15 protein-coding genes and 3 pseudogenes are annotated in these 16,478 nt (G+C 63.9%); 9 read left to right on the top strand and 9 right to left on the bottom strand.

The features are described from left to right. Positions 1 to 112, top strand: a pseudogene (locus tag SJH88_RS00635) (IS5/IS1182 family transposase); the annotation flags it as partial. 56 nt (positions 113 to 168) lie between these two features. Here the strand turns inward: SJH88_RS00635 and SJH88_RS00630 are convergent. Both SJH88_RS00630 and SJH88_RS00625 read right to left on the bottom strand, forming a co-directional pair. After that, positions 169 to 831 carry a lytic transglycosylase domain-containing protein gene (locus tag SJH88_RS00630; protein ID WP_274753315.1) on the bottom strand — a complete coding sequence of 221 codons (663 nt, stop codon included), beginning with the start codon at positions 829 to 831 and terminating at the stop codon, positions 169 to 171. A gap of 128 nt (positions 832 to 959) precedes the next feature. Further along, entirely contained in the window at positions 960 to 2,705 is a 1,746-nt protein-coding gene (locus SJH88_RS00625; protein WP_274753314.1) for a proline--tRNA ligase, read from the bottom strand. Positions 2,706 to 2,797: 92 nt separating this feature from the next. On the opposite strand from SJH88_RS00625, the gene SJH88_RS00620 reads away from it, so the two are divergent. Further along, positions 2,798 to 3,454 carry an RNA pyrophosphohydrolase gene (locus tag SJH88_RS00620; RefSeq protein ID WP_042416989.1) on the top strand — a complete coding sequence of 219 codons (657 nt, stop codon included), beginning with the start codon at positions 2,798 to 2,800 and terminating at the stop codon, positions 3,452 to 3,454. Positions 3,455 to 3,523: 69 nt separating this feature from the next. Here SJH88_RS00620 and proB read toward each other — a convergent pair whose 3' ends face one another. From proB to rplU, 4 genes and pseudogenes are all read right to left on the bottom strand, one after another. Then, positions 3,524 to 4,660 (bottom strand): glutamate 5-kinase, encoded by a 1,137-nt coding sequence (proB, locus tag SJH88_RS00615; RefSeq protein WP_154163304.1) that lies wholly within the window; start codon positions 4,658 to 4,660, stop codon positions 3,524 to 3,526. 80 nt (positions 4,661 to 4,740) lie between these two features. Then, positions 4,741 to 5,813, bottom strand: a pseudogene (cgtA, locus tag SJH88_RS00610) (Obg family GTPase CgtA). Between the two features lie 163 nt (positions 5,814 to 5,976). Then, positions 5,977 to 6,237 (bottom strand): 50S ribosomal protein L27, encoded by a 261-nt coding sequence (rpmA, locus tag SJH88_RS00605; RefSeq protein ID WP_042416998.1) that lies wholly within the window; start codon positions 6,235 to 6,237, stop codon positions 5,977 to 5,979. A gap of 18 nt (positions 6,238 to 6,255) precedes the next feature. Continuing rightward, the gene (gene rplU, locus SJH88_RS00600) at positions 6,256 to 6,567 is read right to left on the bottom strand and encodes a 50S ribosomal protein L21 (RefSeq protein WP_042417032.1); all 312 of its coding nucleotides are present in this window, start codon (positions 6,565 to 6,567) and stop codon (positions 6,256 to 6,258) included. Positions 6,568 to 6,777: 210 nt separating this feature from the next. Here rplU and SJH88_RS00595 point away from each other — a divergent pair, with 210 nt between their 5' ends. From SJH88_RS00595 to SJH88_RS00565, 7 genes are all read left to right on the top strand, one after another. Next, positions 6,778 to 7,707, top strand: a complete 930-nt coding sequence (locus SJH88_RS00595; RefSeq protein WP_274753319.1) for a polyprenyl synthetase family protein — start codon at positions 6,778 to 6,780, stop codon at positions 7,705 to 7,707. Positions 7,708 to 7,865: 158 nt separating this feature from the next. Further along, on the top strand, positions 7,866 to 9,611 hold the full coding sequence (pilB, locus tag SJH88_RS00590; RefSeq protein ID WP_274753313.1) for a type IV-A pilus assembly ATPase PilB: 1,746 nt from the start codon (positions 7,866 to 7,868) through the stop codon (positions 9,609 to 9,611). A 51-nt stretch (positions 9,612 to 9,662) separates the two neighbouring features. Then, positions 9,663 to 10,886 (top strand): type II secretion system F family protein, encoded by a 1,224-nt coding sequence (locus tag SJH88_RS00585; protein ID WP_045267485.1) that lies wholly within the window; start codon positions 9,663 to 9,665, stop codon positions 10,884 to 10,886. Continuing rightward, positions 10,886 to 11,755, top strand: a complete 870-nt coding sequence (locus SJH88_RS00580) for a prepilin peptidase (protein WP_274753312.1) — start codon at positions 10,886 to 10,888, stop codon at positions 11,753 to 11,755. The genes SJH88_RS00585 and SJH88_RS00580 overlap by 1 nt, the downstream gene beginning before the upstream one ends. Positions 11,756 to 11,757: 2 nt before the next feature. Further along, a complete protein-coding gene (gene coaE, locus SJH88_RS00575) occupies positions 11,758 to 12,366 on the top strand; it encodes a dephospho-CoA kinase (protein ID WP_274753311.1) in 609 nt (202 codons plus the stop codon). A 94-nt stretch (positions 12,367 to 12,460) separates the two neighbouring features. Next, a complete protein-coding gene (gene zapD, locus SJH88_RS00570) occupies positions 12,461 to 13,216 on the top strand; it encodes a cell division protein ZapD (protein ID WP_274753310.1) in 756 nt (251 codons plus the stop codon). 26 nt (positions 13,217 to 13,242) lie between these two features. Continuing rightward, complete coding sequence (locus SJH88_RS00565) at positions 13,243 to 13,452, top strand: DNA gyrase inhibitor YacG (RefSeq protein ID WP_274753309.1); 210 nt, start codon at positions 13,243 to 13,245, stop codon at positions 13,450 to 13,452. A gap of 102 nt (positions 13,453 to 13,554) precedes the next feature. Here the strand turns inward: SJH88_RS00565 and SJH88_RS00560 are convergent, their stop codons facing one another. From SJH88_RS00560 to argJ, 3 genes and pseudogenes are all read right to left on the bottom strand, one after another. Further along, a complete protein-coding gene (locus SJH88_RS00560) occupies positions 13,555 to 14,016 on the bottom strand; it encodes an NUDIX domain-containing protein (protein WP_274753308.1) in 462 nt (153 codons plus the stop codon). A gap of 21 nt (positions 14,017 to 14,037) precedes the next feature. After that, positions 14,038 to 14,968 (bottom strand): annotated as a pseudogene (locus SJH88_RS00555) (ATP-binding protein). Between the two features lie 279 nt (positions 14,969 to 15,247). Further along, positions 15,248 to 16,477, bottom strand: a complete 1,230-nt coding sequence (argJ, locus tag SJH88_RS00550) for a bifunctional glutamate N-acetyltransferase/amino-acid acetyltransferase ArgJ (protein ID WP_045267489.1) — start codon at positions 16,475 to 16,477, stop codon at positions 15,248 to 15,250. Position 16,478 lies beyond the last annotated feature (1 nt).

The following is a 16,478-nucleotide window of genomic DNA, read 5'->3' as shown; positions in this document are numbered from 1 at the left end:
TGCCTGGCTAGACAAGAATCGGCGGCTGTGGAAGAACTGCGAGCGGCTGCTCAACACCAGCTTGCAGTTCGTCCACTTGGCTTTCCTGGTTCTGCTGCTCAGGAGATCTTGAACACGTTCTAAGGCCATGAAACCCTTGTTTGCGCTGCGTCAACTGCTCTGCTTATTTCATGCCTGGCGCAGTGCCTGCGGATCGAACAGCCACTGCTTCTGCGCCCCCAGCACCAGGCTGGGGTATTTGTCCTTGCCGCGGCTGCCGTTGTAGCGCCCCAGGGCCATGAACAGGTCGCCACGCTCACGCTCCAAATAGTGGCGCAGGATCACGCAGCCAAAGCGCAGGTTGGTCTGCATATGGAACAGCTTGCCCGCATCGCCGTCGCCAATCACGCGCGTCCAGAACGGCATGATCTGCATGTAGCCGCGCGCCCCGGCCACCGAGACCGCGAACTTGCGAAAGCCGCTTTCCACCTGGATCAGGCCCAACACCAGCGACACCTCCAGCCCTGCGCGCTTGGCCTCGTACCACACGGTCTGCAGAAAGTCGCGCCGCACCTCCCAGTCCGGCTTGCGGCGCTGCAGGCGGTCGCTCATGGTGGTCAGCCAGCGCAGGTAGGCGATGCGCGCGTCAGTGGAGGCAAACACCGGCTCCGGCGGCGCCAGGTCGCTGACGGCGGCGCTCAAGGCGCTGCGCACGGCATCGGCCAGCGGCTCTTCCATCTGTGCACCGGCCTGCGCCCACCCCGCCTGGCCCAGCGCCCAAGCCGCAGCCAGGCCCAGGCAGGCACGCCGGGCCGGTTGGTGGGGTGGGGGCAAGAACGAGGACCGGGGCATGCAGGGATCGAATTCTGTCAGGGGGTGAGATAGCGCCTGGCTGGCACAGCCGCCAGTGTGCACCGCAACCGGTGGGGCACAGGGCGTAAAAAAGCAGCCGCAGCTGCTTTTTTATCGGTGCTCGCGGCTCAGTGCAAGCCCAGCTGGGCCTTGAGGTGCGCCAGCGCGTCGACCGTGGGCAGCTTGGTGGCCTCGGCAGCACGGCGGTGCTGGTACTCGACCACGCCATCCTTGAGGCCACGGTCGCCCAGCACCACGCGGTGCGGCACGCCAATCAGCTCCCAGTCGGCCAGCATGGCGCCGGGGCGCTCGTCGCGGTCGTCCAGGATCACGTCCACACCCAGGGCCAGCAATTCGGTATAGAGCTTCTCGGCCTCGGCCTTGACGGCCTCGCTGCGGCCCATGCCGATGGGGCAGATCACCACGGTGAACGGCGCAATCGCGTCGGGCCAGATGATGCCGCGCTCGTCGTGGTTCTGCTCGATGGCCGCAGCCGGCAGGCGGGTGATGCCGATGCCGTAGCAGCCCATCTCGAAGTGCTGGGGCTTGCCGTTGTCACCGAGGAAGGTGGCGTTCATGGCCTGGGAGTATTTGGTGCCCAGGTAGAACACGTGGCCGATTTCGATGCCGCGCTCGATGGCCAACTCACCCGCGCCGTCGGGCGACTTGTCGCCCGCCACCACGTTGCGCAGGTCGGCCACCACGGCAGGCTCGGGCAGGTCACGGCCAAAGTTGACGCCGGTGATGTGGAAGTCTTCCTCGTTGGCGCCGCAGACCCAGTCGGCCATCACAGCCACTTCGCGGTCCACCACCAGGTTCACTGGCTGCTTCAGGCCGATGGGGCCCAGGTAGCCTGGCTTGCAGCCGAAATGGGCTTCGATCTCGCCCACGGTGGCAAAACGGAAATTGGCCAGGCCCTCGACCTTGCCAACCTTGATCTCGTTCATCTCGTGGTCGCCGCGCAGCAGCAGCAGCCAGACCTGGGTCTGGACGATCTCACCGGCTTCGTTGCTGGTGTCGGTGGCCAGCACCAGGGACTTGACGGTCTGGCTCAGGGGCAGGCCCAGCTGCGCCGCCACGGCTTCGCAGGTGCTGTTGCCGGGCGTGGCCACCTTCTGCAGGGGCTGGGATGCCGCAGGGCGGGGACCGGCAGGTGCCAGGCACTCGGCCTTCTCGATGTTGGCCGCGTAGTCGCTCTGGGGGCAGTAGACGATGGCGTCTTCGCCGGTGGAGGCGATCACCTGGAACTCTTCGCTCAGGTCGCCACCGATGGCACCGCTGTCGGCGCGCACGGCACGGTATTGCAGGCCGAAGCGGTCAAAGATGCGCTGGTAGGCCGCGCGCATGGTCTGGTAGCTGATCTGGGCGCTGTCGCGGTCCTTGTCGAAGGAGTAGGCGTCCTTCATCGTGAACTCGCGGCCACGCATCAGGCCGAAGCGCGGACGGCGTTCGTCGCGGAACTTGGTCTGGATCTGGTAGAGGTTCTTGGGCAGCTGCTTGTAGCTCTTGAACTCCTGGCGGGCGATGTCCGTCACCACCTCTTCGCTGGTGGGCTGGATCACGAAGTCACGGCCGTGGCGATCCTGGATGCGCAGCAGCTCGGGGCCCATCTTCTCGAAGCGGCCCGTTTCCTCCCACAGCTCGGCAGGCTGCACCACGGGCATGGTCACTTCCATGGCGCCGGCGCGGTTCATTTCCTCGCGCACGATGGCCTCGACCTTGCGGATCACGCGCAGGCCCATGGGCATGTAGTTGTAGATGCCAGCACCCAGCTTTTTGATCAGGCCCGCACGCATCATGAGCTTGTGGCTGACCACTTCGGCATCGGCCGGAGCTTCCTTGAGGGTGGAGATGAAGAATTGGGAGGCTTTCATGAGGGGGATTCAGCGGGATATCGCAGCAGCAATCTTGATAGGCACAGACTGCCGTGCATAATGAACGCAATATAGAAAATTGGGGTTCGATTATGCTTGACCGGGACGGATTTCGCCCGAACGTCGGCATCATCCTGCTCAACCAGAAAAACCAGGTGTTCTGGGGCAAACGCATTCGCACCCACAGCTGGCAGTTTCCGCAGGGAGGCATTGATCGGGGCGAAAGTCCCGAGCAGGCCATGTTCCGGGAGCTGCACGAGGAGGTGGGTTTGAAGCCCGACCACGTGCGCGTGGTGGCCCGGACCAGGGACTGGTTGCGCTACGAGGTGCCGGACCGTTACATACGCCGCGATGCGCGAGGTCATTACAAGGGCCAGAAGCAGATCTGGTTCCTGCTGCAGTTGTTGGGTCACGATTGGGACCTGAACCTGCGTGCCACCGACCACCCGGAGTTCGACGCTTGGCGCTGGAACGACTACTGGGTGCCGCTGGATGTGGTGGTGGAGTTCAAGCGCGGCGTCTATGAAATGGCGCTGACCGAACTGGCCCGTTACGTGCCGCGCAGCGAACAGCAGCGCAACCGGTATCTGCGCAGCGGCATGCGCCCACGCGAGAGTGAGCCCCCCACCGCCCCGCCACGCCCAGCGCCCGTGCTGCGCCACCATGGCGTGATGGGCAATCCCGGTCTGGAGTTGCCGCCCGGCGCCAGCTTTGACCCGGATCCGCAGAACGACCAGAACCCGCGCTGAAATCCCCCATCCCGCTGCACTTCACCGTGCTGCGGGATTTTTTTGGGTCCCGCGGCCACGGCCTGGTACTCAGGACAGCACGACCATGTTGTCTCGGTGGACCATTTCGGGCTCGGCTCGGTAGCCCAGCAGCTGCTCGACCTCGGACGAGGCGTGCTTGCACAACAGCCGTGCCTCAGCGCTGGAGTAGTTGGCCAGCCCGCGGGCGATTTCCTTGCCGCCCGCATCGCACACGGCAATCACGTCGCCGCGCGAGAAATCACCCTCCACCGCCACCATGCCCACGGGCAGCAGACTCTTGCCCTCGCCCTGCAGCTTGCGCACCGCGCCATCGTCGATGGTGACCGAGCCATGCAGCTGCAGGTGGTCCATCATCCATTGCTTGCGGGCCTGGTTCTTGTGGGTGGGCGCCACCAGCAAGGTGCCAATCGCCTCCCCGCGGGTCAGGCGCAACAGCACATCCTGCTCGCGCCCCCAGGCGATCACGGTGGAGGTGCCCGAGCCTGCCGCGCGCTTGGCCGCCAGGATCTTGGTCAGCATACCGCCCTTGCCGATGCTGGAGCCGGCGCCGCCGGCCATGGCCTCCAGATCGGGGTTGCCGGCCTGGGCTTCGTGCACGAACCGTGCCTCGGGGTCGCGGCGCGGGTCGGCGGTGTACAAGCCCTTCTGATCGGTCAGGATGACGTAGGCGTCGGCATCCACCAGGTTGGCCACCAGCGCCCCCAGGGTGTCGTTGTCGCCGAACTTGATTTCGTCGTTGACCACCGTGTCGTTCTCGTTGATCACCGGCACCACACCCAGCTTGAGCAGGGTCAGCAAGGTGGAGCGCGCATTCAGATAGCGCTCACGGTCGGCCAGATCGGCATGGGTCAGCAGCACCTGGGCGCTGCCCACGTGGTGGTTGCGCAGCTTGGTTTCGTACATCTGCACCAGCCCCATCTGGCCCACTGCCGCAGCGGCCTGCAGTTCGTGGATTTCCTTGGGCCGCGTGGCCCAGCCCAGGCGCTTCATACCTTCGGCCACCGCGCCGCTGGACACCATGATCACCTCGCGGCGCACACCGTCATCGCCGTGCACCAGGGCCGCCAGCTGGCGCGACCATTCCTCAATCGCTGCCTCGTCGAGGCCACGGCCTTCGTTGGTGACCAGACTGGAGCCGACCTTGACCACGATGCGGCGCGCATCTTGCAGAACACGGGATGACATTGTTATGAGCGTTTTAAGGCTGTAACGCTTGTCCAGCAAGCGCTAGCAGCTATTGATCCAAGAGCACCTGCGGTGCAACCTCACACGGGCATGTCGCCCGCGAAGCGGGGATCGTACTCCGCTTCCTGGGGTTGCTCGGCCTTTTGCTGGACTTGCACGTGCTTGAAGATGTCCTGCACCAGACGGTCTGTGCCTTCGCGCGCCAGGGCCGAGATTTCGTAGACCGGCCCCTTCCACTTGTAGCGTTTCACAAAGTCCTTGACCTTGGCGGCACGCTCTTCGGTGGGCACCATGTCCAGCTTGTTGAGCACCAGCCAGCGCGGCTTGTTGTACAGCGCTTCGTCGTACTTCTTGAGTTCCTGGACGATGGCCTTGGCCTGCTCGACCGGATCCACGGCCTCGTCAAACGGCGCCAGATCGACGATGTGCAGCAACAGGCGGGTGCGCTGCAGGTGGCGCAGGAACTGGTGCCCCAGGCCGGCGCCGTCGGAGGCGCCCTCAATCAGGCCGGGAATGTCGGCGATCACAAAGCTCTGTTCGGGGCCGACCCGCACCACACCCAGGTTGGGGTGCAACGTGGTGAAGGGGTAGTCGGCAATCTTGGGGCGGGCATTGGAGACCGAGGAAATGAAGGTCGACTTGCCGGCGTTGGGCATGCCCAGCAGGCCCACATCGGCCAGCACCTTCAACTCCAGCTTCAGGCTGAAACGCTCGCCGGGACGCCGGGCGTCTTCTGGCGCGGTGCACGGTTGACCGCACTCTTGAAGCGCAGGTTGCCAAAGCCGCCGTCGCCGCCCCGCGCCAGCACGATCTTTTCACTGGGTACCAGCAACTCGTGCAGCACTTCGCCCGTGGCTTCATCGGTGATGATGGTGCCCACGGGCAGGCGCAAGGTGATGTCCTTGCCGGCCGCGCCGAACATGTCGTTGCCCATGCCGTTCTCGCCGCGCTGCGCCTCATGGCGGCGCGAGTAACGGTAGTCGATGAGGGTGTTCAGATTCACATCGGCCACGGCATAGACGTGGCCGCCACGGCCACCGTCACCACCGTCGGGTCCGCCGAATTCCTTGTATTTTTCGTGCCGGAACGTGGCTGCGCCATTACCGCCATCGCCCGCGGCAATTTCAATATAGGCTTCATCGACGAACTTCATGAGGCTTTCCCGTGATCATTGGAGAGACAGGCACCCGTGGTGCCGGCCCAAAAGCATAAGCCAGGACCTTCCTGGCTTGCTGTGCAAGGGCTTTGGCGCCCTTGTGAAAACAACAAAGCCCCGACGCATCGGGGCTTTGTGATGTCAGATGACGCGTGTTGCTTTAAGCAGCAGGCGTGATGCTGACGGTGTGCTTGGACAGAGCGCCCTTGGTGTCAAAAGACACGTGGCCGTCCACCAGAGCGAACAAAGTGTGATCCTTGCCGATGCCCACGTTGGTACCGGGGTGGAACTTGGTGCCACGCTGGCGCACGATGATCGAGCCTGCGCTGATCAACTCGCCACCGAAGGCCTTCACACCCAGCATTTTGGGCTTGGAATCACGTCCGTTGCGCGTAGAGCCGCCGCCTTTTTTCTGTGCCATGACTTAGCTCCTTGGGAATTAAGCGGCAATCGCCACGATTTGCAGTTCGGTGAACTGCTGGCGATGGCCTTGAGACTTGGCGTAGTGCTTACGACGACGCAGCTTGAAGATGCGCACCTTGTCGTGCTTGCCGTGAGCAACCACCGTTGCCTTCACAGTTGCGCCGGACACCAGGGGAGTGCCAACCTTCAGTTCTGCGCCGTTGCCGACTGCCAAAACTTGGTCGATCACGATTTCCTGGCCTACGTCCGCAGCAATCTGTTCTACCTTGATTTTTTCGCCAGCAGCAACACGATACTGTTTGCCACCGGTTTTTATGACCGCGTACATGTAAACCTCTTTCGATTCTTGAGTCTCCGCGGACGAATTTCCACGGAAGCCCAAGATTGTACGCGTAAACGCCAATGAGCGTCCACACACAACCTTGCCGCCCCACAGGGCTTGTCCGATGTCTTCCTATAATCAGCGCCTCTCCTGGTGGCGATTACCTTGACTACAGCAAACCCCATTCCCAACCCGCTTGCCCTGATTGCCGACGATATGCAGGCGGTGGACCGTGTCATCGCACAGCGTTTGACCACCAGCGTCCCTTTGATCGGTCAGATTTCCCAGTACATCATTGCGGCCGGCGGCAAGCGCCTGCGTCCCGCCCTGCTGCTGATGGTGAGCAATGCCCTGGGCGAGCAGCGCCCGACCAAGCACACGCTGGCCGCCGTGGTGGAGCTCATCCACACAGCCACCCTGTTGCATGACGATGTGGTCGACGAATCGACCCTGCGCCGCGGCCGCCCCACGGCCAACGAGTCTTTCGGCAACCCGGCCAGCGTGCTGGTGGGGGATTTTCTGCACACGCGCTCGTTCCAGATGATGGTCGAGGCCGGCAATATGCGCATCTTGCAGGTGCTCTCCGATGCCACCAATGTGATCGCCGAAGGTGAAGTGCAGCAGCTGATCAACACCCACGACGCCTCGCTGGACGAAGCCGGCTACCTGCACGTCATCCGTTCCAAGACCGCCAAGCTGTTCGAGGCCAGCACCCAGATCGCCGCAATCCTAGCGGGCGCCAACGCCACGGTCGAGTCCGCCTGCGCGACCTATGGACAGGCACTGGGCACCGCCTTCCAGATCATCGACGATGTGCTGGACTACGACGGCGATGCGGCAGAAATGGGCAAGAACCTGGGGGATGATCTGCGCGAAGGCAAATGCACACTGCCCCTGATCATCGCCATGCAAAGGGCTACAGCCGAAGACGCCCAGGTGGTGCGCGAGGCGATCGAGCAAGGCTCCACCGAACAATTGCCCAGCATCCTGTCCATCGTCAAGCGCACCGGCGCTCTGGATGCCACCCGCGAGGCCGCCCACAACGAGGCCATGCGTGCAATCGCGGCCTTGCAGGCCCTGCCCGTGAATGCCTACACGCAGGCGATGGAGCAACTGGCCGCACAGCTACTGCTGCGCCGCACCTGATCACGGCTCGCGAACGTGCACAGGAGACTGTGCACCACGTCAATCTTTTTCAAAAAGCCTGCCCCTGCAGGCTTTTTGCGTCTGTACAGTCCTGTTTTGATCGGGGATGATAGGCGCGTCCTTCCACACCTACATACAACATATTCCACTCACGGCCCATGAACGCCGCATCCACTGCATCCTTGATCGCCCAGTCCTCCTCGAACACGGCACTGGCCGGGCTGGCCCGGGCACTGGTCAGCGCAGGCCAGCTCCCGGAAGCTGTTGCGCTGGAGACGGCCCGCAAGGCCCACGCCAGCAAGAACAGCTTCGTGGCACAGCTGGTGGCATCCGGGCACATGCCTGCGGCGGAGCTGGCCTTTCAGATCGCACAGATTTTTCGCACGCCGCTGCTGGACCTGGACACCATCGACCCCCAGCGCCTGCCCAGGGATTTGCTGGACGCCAAGCTGTGCAGCATGCACAAGGTGCTACCCCTGCTCAAGCGCGGCAACCGCCTGGTGGTGGCCACGGCAGACCCTACTGACAAAGACGCCGCGGAGAAGATCAAATTCACCGCCCAGATGGGGGTGGACTGGGTCATTGTCGAATGCGACAAACTGCAGCGCCTGGTCGAAGCCACGACCAAGAGTGCCTCTGAGACTCTGGACGCCTTCAATTCCGATGCCGACTTCCAGTTCGATGAAGTGGTGGATGCGCCCGCACCCGATGACAAAGACGGTAATGCATCCGAAGTCGAGGACGCGCCGGTCGTCAAGTTCCTGCACAAGATGCTGATTGACGCCTTCAACATGCGGGCCTCGGACCTTCACTTTGAGCCCTACGAACACAGCTACCGCGTGCGCTTCCGGATCGATGGCGAACTGCGGGAGATCGCAAGCCCGCCCATCGCCATCAAGGAAAAACTGGCCTCGCGCATCAAGGTGATCTCGCGACTGGACATCTCGGAGAAACGCGTCCCCCAGGATGGGCGCATGAAGCTCAAGGTCGGTGCTGACCGCGTCATCGACTTCCGCGTCTCCACCTTGCCCACGCTGTTCGGCGAGAAGATCGTGATCCGTATCCTGGACCCCAGCAGCGCCAGGATGGGCATCGATGCCCTGGGCTACGAGCCCGAGGAAAAGGGTCGTCTGCTGGATGCCATCCAGCGGCCCTACGGCATGATCCTGGTCACAGGGCCCACCGGCTCGGGCAAGACCGTGTCGCTATACAGCTGCCTGAACCTGCTGAACAAACCCGGGGTCAACATCTCCACGGCCGAAGATCCCTCGGAAATCAACATGCCCGGCGTCAACCAGGTCAATGTGAATGAAAAGGCCGGACTGACTTTCGCCACCGCCCTGCGCTCCTTCCTGCGCCAGGACCCGGATGTCATCATGGTCGGTGAAATCCGCGATCTGGAAACGGCAGACATCGCCATCAAGGCTGCGCAGACGGGGCACTTGGTGCTGTCCACACTGCACACCAACGATGCACCCACAACCTTGACGCGCATGCGAAACATGGGCATTGCGCCGTTCAACATCGCCTCCAGCGTGATCCTGATCACGGCCCAGCGTCTGGCGCGCCGCTTGTGCCCACAATGCAAGCAGCCGCATGATGTGCCACACGAAACCCTGGTCGAAGCCGGTTACGAGGAACACCAGCTGAATGGCTCCTGGGTCCCCTACAAGGCTGTGGGCTGCAGTGCCTGCAACAATGGTTACAAGGGCCGCGTGGGCATCTACCAGGTGATGCCGATCACCGAAGCAATCCAACAAATCATCCTGCGCGACGGCAGTGCCCTGGAGATTGCCGCCCAGGCCAGGAGCGAAGGCGTGAAATCGCTGCGCGAATCCGGATTGGACAAAGTCCGGCAAGGCATCACTTCGCTGGAAGAGGTGCTGGCCGTCACCAATTTGTAGGCGCCGCAGGCCTGACCACCATACAACATCAAGATCAGAGGGAACAGCGTTATGGCAACCGCAGCACCTGGCAGGAGCAACGCAAAGGAGTTCATTTACGAATGGGCCGGCAAAGACCGCCAGGGCAAGGCACTGCACGGAGAGATGCGGGCCGTTGGGGAAGCCCAGGTCCAGGCCTCCTTGCGCCGCCAGGGCATCTTCATCACCAAGCTGAAGAAGCGCAGCATGCGCGCCGGCAAGAAGATCAAGCCCAAGGACATTGCGCTGTTCACCCGCCAGATGGCCACCATGATGAAGGCCGGGGTCCCGCTGCTGCAGTCGTTCGACATCGTCGGGCGTGGCAACCCCAATCCCAGCGTGACCAAGCTGCTCAACGACATCCGCCAGGATGTGGAGACCGGCACCTCGCTGAGCATGGCGTTCCGCAAGCACCCCATGCACTTCAACGCCTTGTACTGCAACCTGATCGAGGCCGGGGAAGCTGCGGGCATCCTGGACACCTTGATGGACCGCCTGGCCACCTACATGGAAAAGACCGAGGCCATCAAGGGCAAGATCAAGTCCGCGCTGATGTACCCCATCGCGGTGATCGTGGTGGCGTTCGTGGTGGTGACGGTGATCATGATCTTTGTGATCCCGGCGTTCAAGGAAGTCTTCACCTCGTTCGGCGCCGACTTGCCGGCCCCGACGCTACTGGTCATGGCCATCAGTGAGTTCTTTGTCGCGTATTGGTGGCTGATCTTTGGCGTGATCGGTGGCGGCCTGTATTTCTTCATGCAGGCCTGGCGGCGCAGTCCCAAGATGCAGCGCGTGATGGACCGTCTGCTGCTGAAGCTGCCCATTTTTGGCATCCTGATCGACAAATCCTGCGTCGCACGCTGGACGCGCACCCTCTCCACCATGTTCGCCGCCGGCGTGCCCCTGGTGGAAGCGCTGGACTCCGTCGGCGGGGCCTCGGGCAACAGCGTCTACCGGGAAGCCACCGACAAGATCCAGCAGATGGTTGCCACCGGCACCAACCTGACCGATGCCATGACGAGTGCCGATGTCTTCCCGTCGATGGTGCTGCAGATGTGTGCCATCGGCGAGGAATCGGGCTCCATTGATCACATGCTGGGCAAGGCGGCCGATTTCTACGAACAGGAAGTGGACGAGATGGTGGCAGGCCTTTCCAGCCTGATGGAGCCCATCATCATCGTAATCCTGGGTGGCATCATCGGCGGGATTGTGGTGTCCATGTACCTGCCGATCTTCAAGTTAGGACAAGTGGTCTGATGGACTTTTCTGTATGGAGCGGTACCGCGCTGGCGGCATTGCTGGGGCTGCTGATCGGCAGCTTCTTGAACGTGGTGATCCATCGCCTGCCTCGCATGATGGAGCAGCAATGGGATGCCGAATGCGCACAGCACCGGGCAGCACAGGCGGGCGAGGCCTATACACCCACCACCCCCGCGCTGACACTGTCCAAGCCCCGCTCGCGCTGCCCCCACTGCGCACACCCCATAGGCTGGCTGGAGAACATCCCGGTGCTCAGCTGGCTGTACCTGCGCGGCCAATGCGCACACTGCCACGCTCCGATCGGCATCCGCTACCCCCTGGTGGAAGTCGCGACGGCCGGGCTGTTCGCCTGGTGCATCACCCGCTGGGGATTCACCCCGACAGGCTGGGCCTGGTGCGGCTTCAGCGCCACCTTGCTGGCACTGGCGCTGATCGACTGGGACACCACCTACCTGCCCGATGACCTGACCCTGCCGCTGCTGTGGGCCGGCCTGCTGGCCACTGCACTGGGCTGGACATCGGTGGCCCTGGGCGACGCCGTCTGGGGCGCCGCCATCGGCTACCTGTCGCTGTGGTCCATCTACTGGGTTTTCAAACTGATCACCGGCAAGGAAGGCATGGGCTACGGTGACTTCAAGCTGTTCGCCGCCCTGGGCGCCTGGTTCGGCTGGCAAGCCCTGGTGCCGATGATCTTGATGGCATCGGTGATCGGCGCCGTCATCGGCATCGCCCTGAAGCTGCGCAGCAGCCTGCGCGAGGGGGGCTACATCCCGTTCGGCCCCTTTCTGGCGGGCGCGGGCTTTACCGCGATGTTCTTCGGCCCGGACCGCCTGCTGCGCGCCGTGCTGACGGCGTTGGGCCTGTGAACATGCAGCGCGCACAACGCTGGGGCCTGACCGGCGGGATTGGCAGCGGCAAAAGCACGGTGGCGCAGATGCTGGCCGCCGCAGGGGCCGTGGTCATCGACGCCGACCAGATTGCCCGCAGCCTGACGGCGGCGGGTGGTTTGGCCATGCCGCAGATCGAGGTCGAATTTGGTGCCTCGGCGATCGATGCGCAAGGGGCCCTGGACCGTGATTTCATGCGCCAACTGGTGTTTGAAGACCCCAGCGCACGCCAGCGGCTGGAAGCCATCGTCCACCCACTGGTGGGCAGCCTGACCGAGCGCCAGGCCCTGCAGGCCGAGGCCTGCGGCGCACAGTGGCTGGTGTTCGACATTCCACTGCTGGTGGAATCCGGGCGCTGGCGCCCGCAGCTGGATGCCGTGCTTGTGGTCGACTGCGAGGAAAGCACCCAGGTGCAGCGCGTCAGCGCACGCAACGGGCTGGCCACCGACGCCATCGCACGCATCATGGCGGCACAGGCCACGCGTGCGCAGCGCCGGGCCGCAGCAGACTGGGTTATCTACAACGATGGCCTTGATTTAGCTGCATTACGTCAAGAAGTGCTATCAATTTCCGCATGGTTACAGCTATGATGGCAGCCAGCGACTTTGTAACCAGCGCCCGTTTGGGCTGGCCCGCTGGTGCAAGCTCCTCTTTTTCGCCTCAGCACACCGGGATACCGCCAGCGTGATTCTTTACGAGTACCCTTTCAACGAACGCTTGCGCACGTATTTGCGACTGGAACAATTGTTCCGGCGTTTGTTTGAACTCGTCACGCGCGAATCGCCGGTGGACCACCACTTTGCCCTGGCGACGATCTTCGAGATCATGGAAGTGGCGGCCCGCGCCGACCTCAAGTCGGACCTGCTGCGCGACCTGGACCGCCACAAAAGCCTGTTTGAAGGTCTGCGCGACAATCCCGCGATTGCGCAGGACATGCTGGACACCATCATTGCCAAGCTGGAACAGTGCTACAGCGCCCTGCATGCCCAGACCGGCAAGACCGGCCAACCGCTGACGGAAAACGACTGGCTGATGGCCATCCGCAGCCGCATCAGCATCCCCGGCGGCACCAGCAGCTTTGACCTGCCCGCCTACCACCGCTGGCAGAACAAGCCCGCGGTCGAGCGCCAGGCCGACCTGCACCAGTGGACGCAATGCCTGCAGCCCCTGGCAGATTCGCTGGGCCTGCTGCTCAGCCTGGTGCGCGACACCGGCTCCCCCCAGAAAGTGGCCGCGATGGGTGGGCAATTCCAGCAGGCGCTGCCGGCCGGACGCCCCTACCAGCTGCTGCGCCTGCGCATCGATGCGGAATCCGGCCTGGTGCCCGAGATCAGCGCCAACCGCCTGATGGTGTCCGTGCGCCTGCTGCGCCCCAACGAGGCCGGTGGCCTGCAGGTCACCACGGAAAATGCGGCTTTCGAGCTGACGCTGTGCGCCTGACGCGGCGTCTGTGACAGACTTGGGCCATGCGCGACGCTGCTTCTCCCCCCTCCACCACCGTCCCCTGCCCCACCTGCGGCGGGCCCAGCCTGTTTGCCCCCACGAATGCGGCGCGACCGTTTTGCAGCCAGCGCTGCAAGGACATCGACCTGGGCGCCTGGGCGGCTGAAAGCTTCCGCGTGCCTGCCCAGCCCCCACAGGACAACCAGTACGGCGACCCGCGCGTCGAAGACTGAGTGCGCGGTGCGCCCCACAAAAAAAGGAGCTGCCCGCGCAGCTCCTTGTTTGTTTTGAAGGCGCTTCAAGTACCTAAATCAGGTGACAAGCGCGCTGACCGCTCACTTTTCCGATAGCGCCGACTCGGCATAGACGGACGCATCGAACGGCAGGCCCCGCTCCTCGCTCAGCCACTGCAGCACGGGAAGCGAGCCTTCCAGCACCGGGCGCACGGTCAGGGGCAATTGCTGCCAGGCCATCTGCTGGCCTTCGCGCATTTCAAAATCGCCGTCCCACTGCGTGACCTTGCACCAGTGCAGGCGCACCAGGGCATGGCTGTAGGCATGCTCGGTCACCTTCCAGACTAGGCAGTTGCGGATGGTGATGCCCAGTTCCTCCTGCAGCTCGCGGCACAGGGCCTGCTCCACGCTCTCACCGGCTTCCAGCTTGCCGCCGGGGAACTCCCACCAGCCCGCGCGGGGCTTGCCCTCGGGGCGGCTGGTGATGAGCAGGGCGCCGTCGCTCTCGCGGATCAGCACGCCTACGGCGACTTCGGTGGGTTGTTGGACAAGGGGGGTACTCACAGGGGGACTCTTTTCAAACAATCAGATTTCCGCGCCGTCGCTCAGGCCATCGACATCGGCAATGCGGTGGCGCACGGCCACCGGGCGTTCGCTGCGGCCGGCATAGTCGCGCGCAAACTGCTGGGCCACGCGGCCGCTGCGCGAACCACGCTCCAGCGCCCAGACCAGGGCCTCGGGCTGCGCGGCCGCAATCGCCGCATCGTCCAGGCCCATGGCGCGCAGCCACTGGGCCACCACGCGCAGGTACTCGTCCTGGCTGAAGGGGTAGAAGCTGACCCACAGGCCAAAGCGCTCGGACAGGGAGATTTTCTCCTCCACCACCTCACCGGGGTGGATCTCGCCGTGCTCGCCCTTGGAGTGCGTCAGGTTGTCGGTCATGTACTCGGGCAGCAGGTGGCGGCGGTTGCTGGTGGCATAGACCAGCACGTTCGGCGTGGCGGCAGAGACCGAGCCATCCAGGATGGACTTCATGGCCTTGTAGCCGGGCTCACCCTCCTCAAAGCTCAGGTCGTCGCAGTAGATGACGAACTTCTCGGGCCGGCGCCACCACGTCGACGATGTCGGGCAGGTCGGTCAGGTCCACCTTGTCCACCTCGATCAGGCGCAGGCCCTGCGGTGCATAGGCGTGCAGGCAGGCGCGGATCAGCGACGACTTGCCCGTGCCGCGCGCGCCCGTCAGCAGCACGTTGTTGGCCGTGCGGCCCTGCACGAACTGCTCGGTGTTGCGCGCAATCTTGTCCTTTTGCACGTCCACGTTCTGCAGGTCCGACAGCTGCATGGCGCCCACATGGCGCACCGGCTCCAGCACGCCGCAGCCATTGGCGCGCTTGCGGTAGCGCCAGGCGATGGCCGCACTCCAGTCGGCCGGGGCCTGCAGGGGCTGGGGCAGCACCGACTCGATGCGCTGCATCAGCTGCTCAGCACGCTCCACCAAACGCTCCAAAGGATTCATCACATCTTGCACGGCAGGTCTCCACCCATGGTTTTGATAGCTGCCAGCGCTGGTGAACAGGGGATTTCAATATAAAAACACATTGAAACCCTATGTACACCAGCGCAGACAGCTCCTGAAATCAAAAGGGCCTGATCGACAGGCGCTGGCAGCGTCACCAGGCTGGGCAGACGGTCCAGTCCGCAGGGCGGTCAAAACGCAGCGATTCGCCGAAGCCAGCAGCAGCGCTACGGCAAGAGGCAGAACGACGTGTAGGTGACCGCATGCGCAGCCCGCCCATCAGGAGCGGTAGTCGGCGTTGATGGTCACGTAGTCGTGGCTGAAGTCGCAGGTCCACACGGTCTGGCTGGCCGTGCCGCGGCCCAGGTTCACGCGCACGGTGATCTCGGGTTGCTTCATCACGCGCTGGCCGTCGGCCTCCTGGTAGGCGGGGTTGCGGCCACCGTTCACGACGACGTGCACATCGTCCAGGAACAGGTCGATCTTCGTCTGGTCCAGGTCGGTGATGCCGGCATAGCCCACGGCCGCCAGGATGCGGCCCAGGTTCGGGTCGGAGGCGAAGAAGGCCGTCTTGACCAGGGGCGAATGCGCGATGGCATAGGCCGCCAGGCGGCATTCTTCCTCGGTCTTGCCGCCGTCGATCTGCACGGTGATGAACTTGGTCGCGCCTTCGCCGTCGCGCACGATGGCCTGGGCCAGCAGGCGCGAGACCTCCAGCAGCGCGGCCTTCAAGGCCTGGGCCTCCGGGCTGCTCCAGCCCGTCACCTCGGCGTTGCCGGCCTGATGCGTGGCCACCAGCACGAAGGAGTCGTTGGTGGAGGTGTCCCCATCGATGGTCACGCGGTTGAAGGAGCCATCGGCCAGTTCCTTGACCAGGTCCTGCAGCAGCGCGGGCGCAATCGCCGCGTCGGTGGCCACATAGCCCAGCATGGTGGCCATGTTGGGGCGGATCATGCCCGCACCCTTGCTGATGCCGGTGACGGTGACGGTCTTGCCACCCAGCACCACCTGCCGGCTGTAGGCCTTGGGCTGGGTGTCGGTGGTCATGATGCCTGCAGCGGCAGTGGCCCAGTTGTCGGGCTGGGCCGCGGCGATGGCCGCTGGCAGGCCGGCGACGATGCGGTCCACGGGCAGCTCTTCCATGATCACGCCGGTGGAAAACGGCAGCACCTGCTCAGGCGTCACGCCCAGCGCCTGGGCCAGGGCCGCGCAGGTGGCGCGGGCATTGGTCAGGCCGGCGGCACCGGTGCCGGCATTCGCATTGCCCGTGTTGATGACCATGGCACGGATGCCCTGCCCGGCCGCCAGATGCTCGCGACTGACCTGCACGGGCGCCGCGCAGAAACGGTTCTGCGTGAACACGCCGGCCACGCTGGCGCCTTCGTCCAGCAGGAACACGGTCAGGTCTTTGCGGTTGGCTTTGCGCACACCGGCTTCGGTGACGCCAATGCGCACACCGGCAACCGGATGCAGGTCAGCGGCGACGGGGACGGGCAAATTCACGGGCATT

The sequence above is a fragment of the Comamonas sp. GCA5 genome (assembly GCF_036541385.1).
GTDB lineage: Bacteria > Pseudomonadota > Gammaproteobacteria > Burkholderiales > Burkholderiaceae_C > Comamonas > Comamonas aquatica.
Note: the sequence above shows the minus strand (reverse complement) of the source record. Positions and strands in the feature narration are given on the sequence as shown.

Bases quoted from the DNA above. Each gene is read 5' to 3' on its own strand.
- SJH88_RS00630 (WP_274753315.1), bottom strand. From the start codon at position 831: ATGCCCCGGTCCTCGTTCTTGCCCCCACCCCACCAACCGGCCCGGCGT.
- pilB (WP_274753313.1), top strand. From the start codon at position 7,866: ATGAACGCCGCATCCACTGCATCCTTGATCGCCCAGTCCTCCTCGAAC.
- rpmA (WP_042416998.1), bottom strand. From the start codon at position 6,237: ATGGCACAGAAAAAAGGCGGCGGCTCTACGCGCAACGGACGTGATTCC.
- SJH88_RS00585 (WP_045267485.1), top strand. From the start codon at position 9,663: ATGGCAACCGCAGCACCTGGCAGGAGCAACGCAAAGGAGTTCATTTAC.
- proB (WP_154163304.1), bottom strand. From the start codon at position 4,660: ATGTCATCCCGTGTTCTGCAAGATGCGCGCCGCATCGTGGTCAAGGTC.
- SJH88_RS00595 (WP_274753319.1), top strand. From the start codon at position 6,778: ATGCAGGCGGTGGACCGTGTCATCGCACAGCGTTTGACCACCAGCGTC.
- rplU (WP_042417032.1), bottom strand. From the start codon at position 6,567: ATGTACGCGGTCATAAAAACCGGTGGCAAACAGTATCGTGTTGCTGCT.
- SJH88_RS00625 (WP_274753314.1), bottom strand. From the start codon at position 2,705: ATGAAAGCCTCCCAATTCTTCATCTCCACCCTCAAGGAAGCTCCGGCC.
- SJH88_RS00565 (WP_274753309.1), top strand. From the start codon at position 13,243: ATGCGCGACGCTGCTTCTCCCCCCTCCACCACCGTCCCCTGCCCCACC.
- argJ (WP_045267489.1), bottom strand. From the start codon at position 16,477: ATGCCCGTGAATTTGCCCGTCCCCGTCGCCGCTGACCTGCATCCGGTT.
- SJH88_RS00580 (WP_274753312.1), top strand. From the start codon at position 10,886: ATGGACTTTTCTGTATGGAGCGGTACCGCGCTGGCGGCATTGCTGGGG.
- coaE (WP_274753311.1), top strand. From the start codon at position 11,758: ATGCAGCGCGCACAACGCTGGGGCCTGACCGGCGGGATTGGCAGCGGC.
- SJH88_RS00620 (WP_042416989.1), top strand. From the start codon at position 2,798: ATGCTTGACCGGGACGGATTTCGCCCGAACGTCGGCATCATCCTGCTC.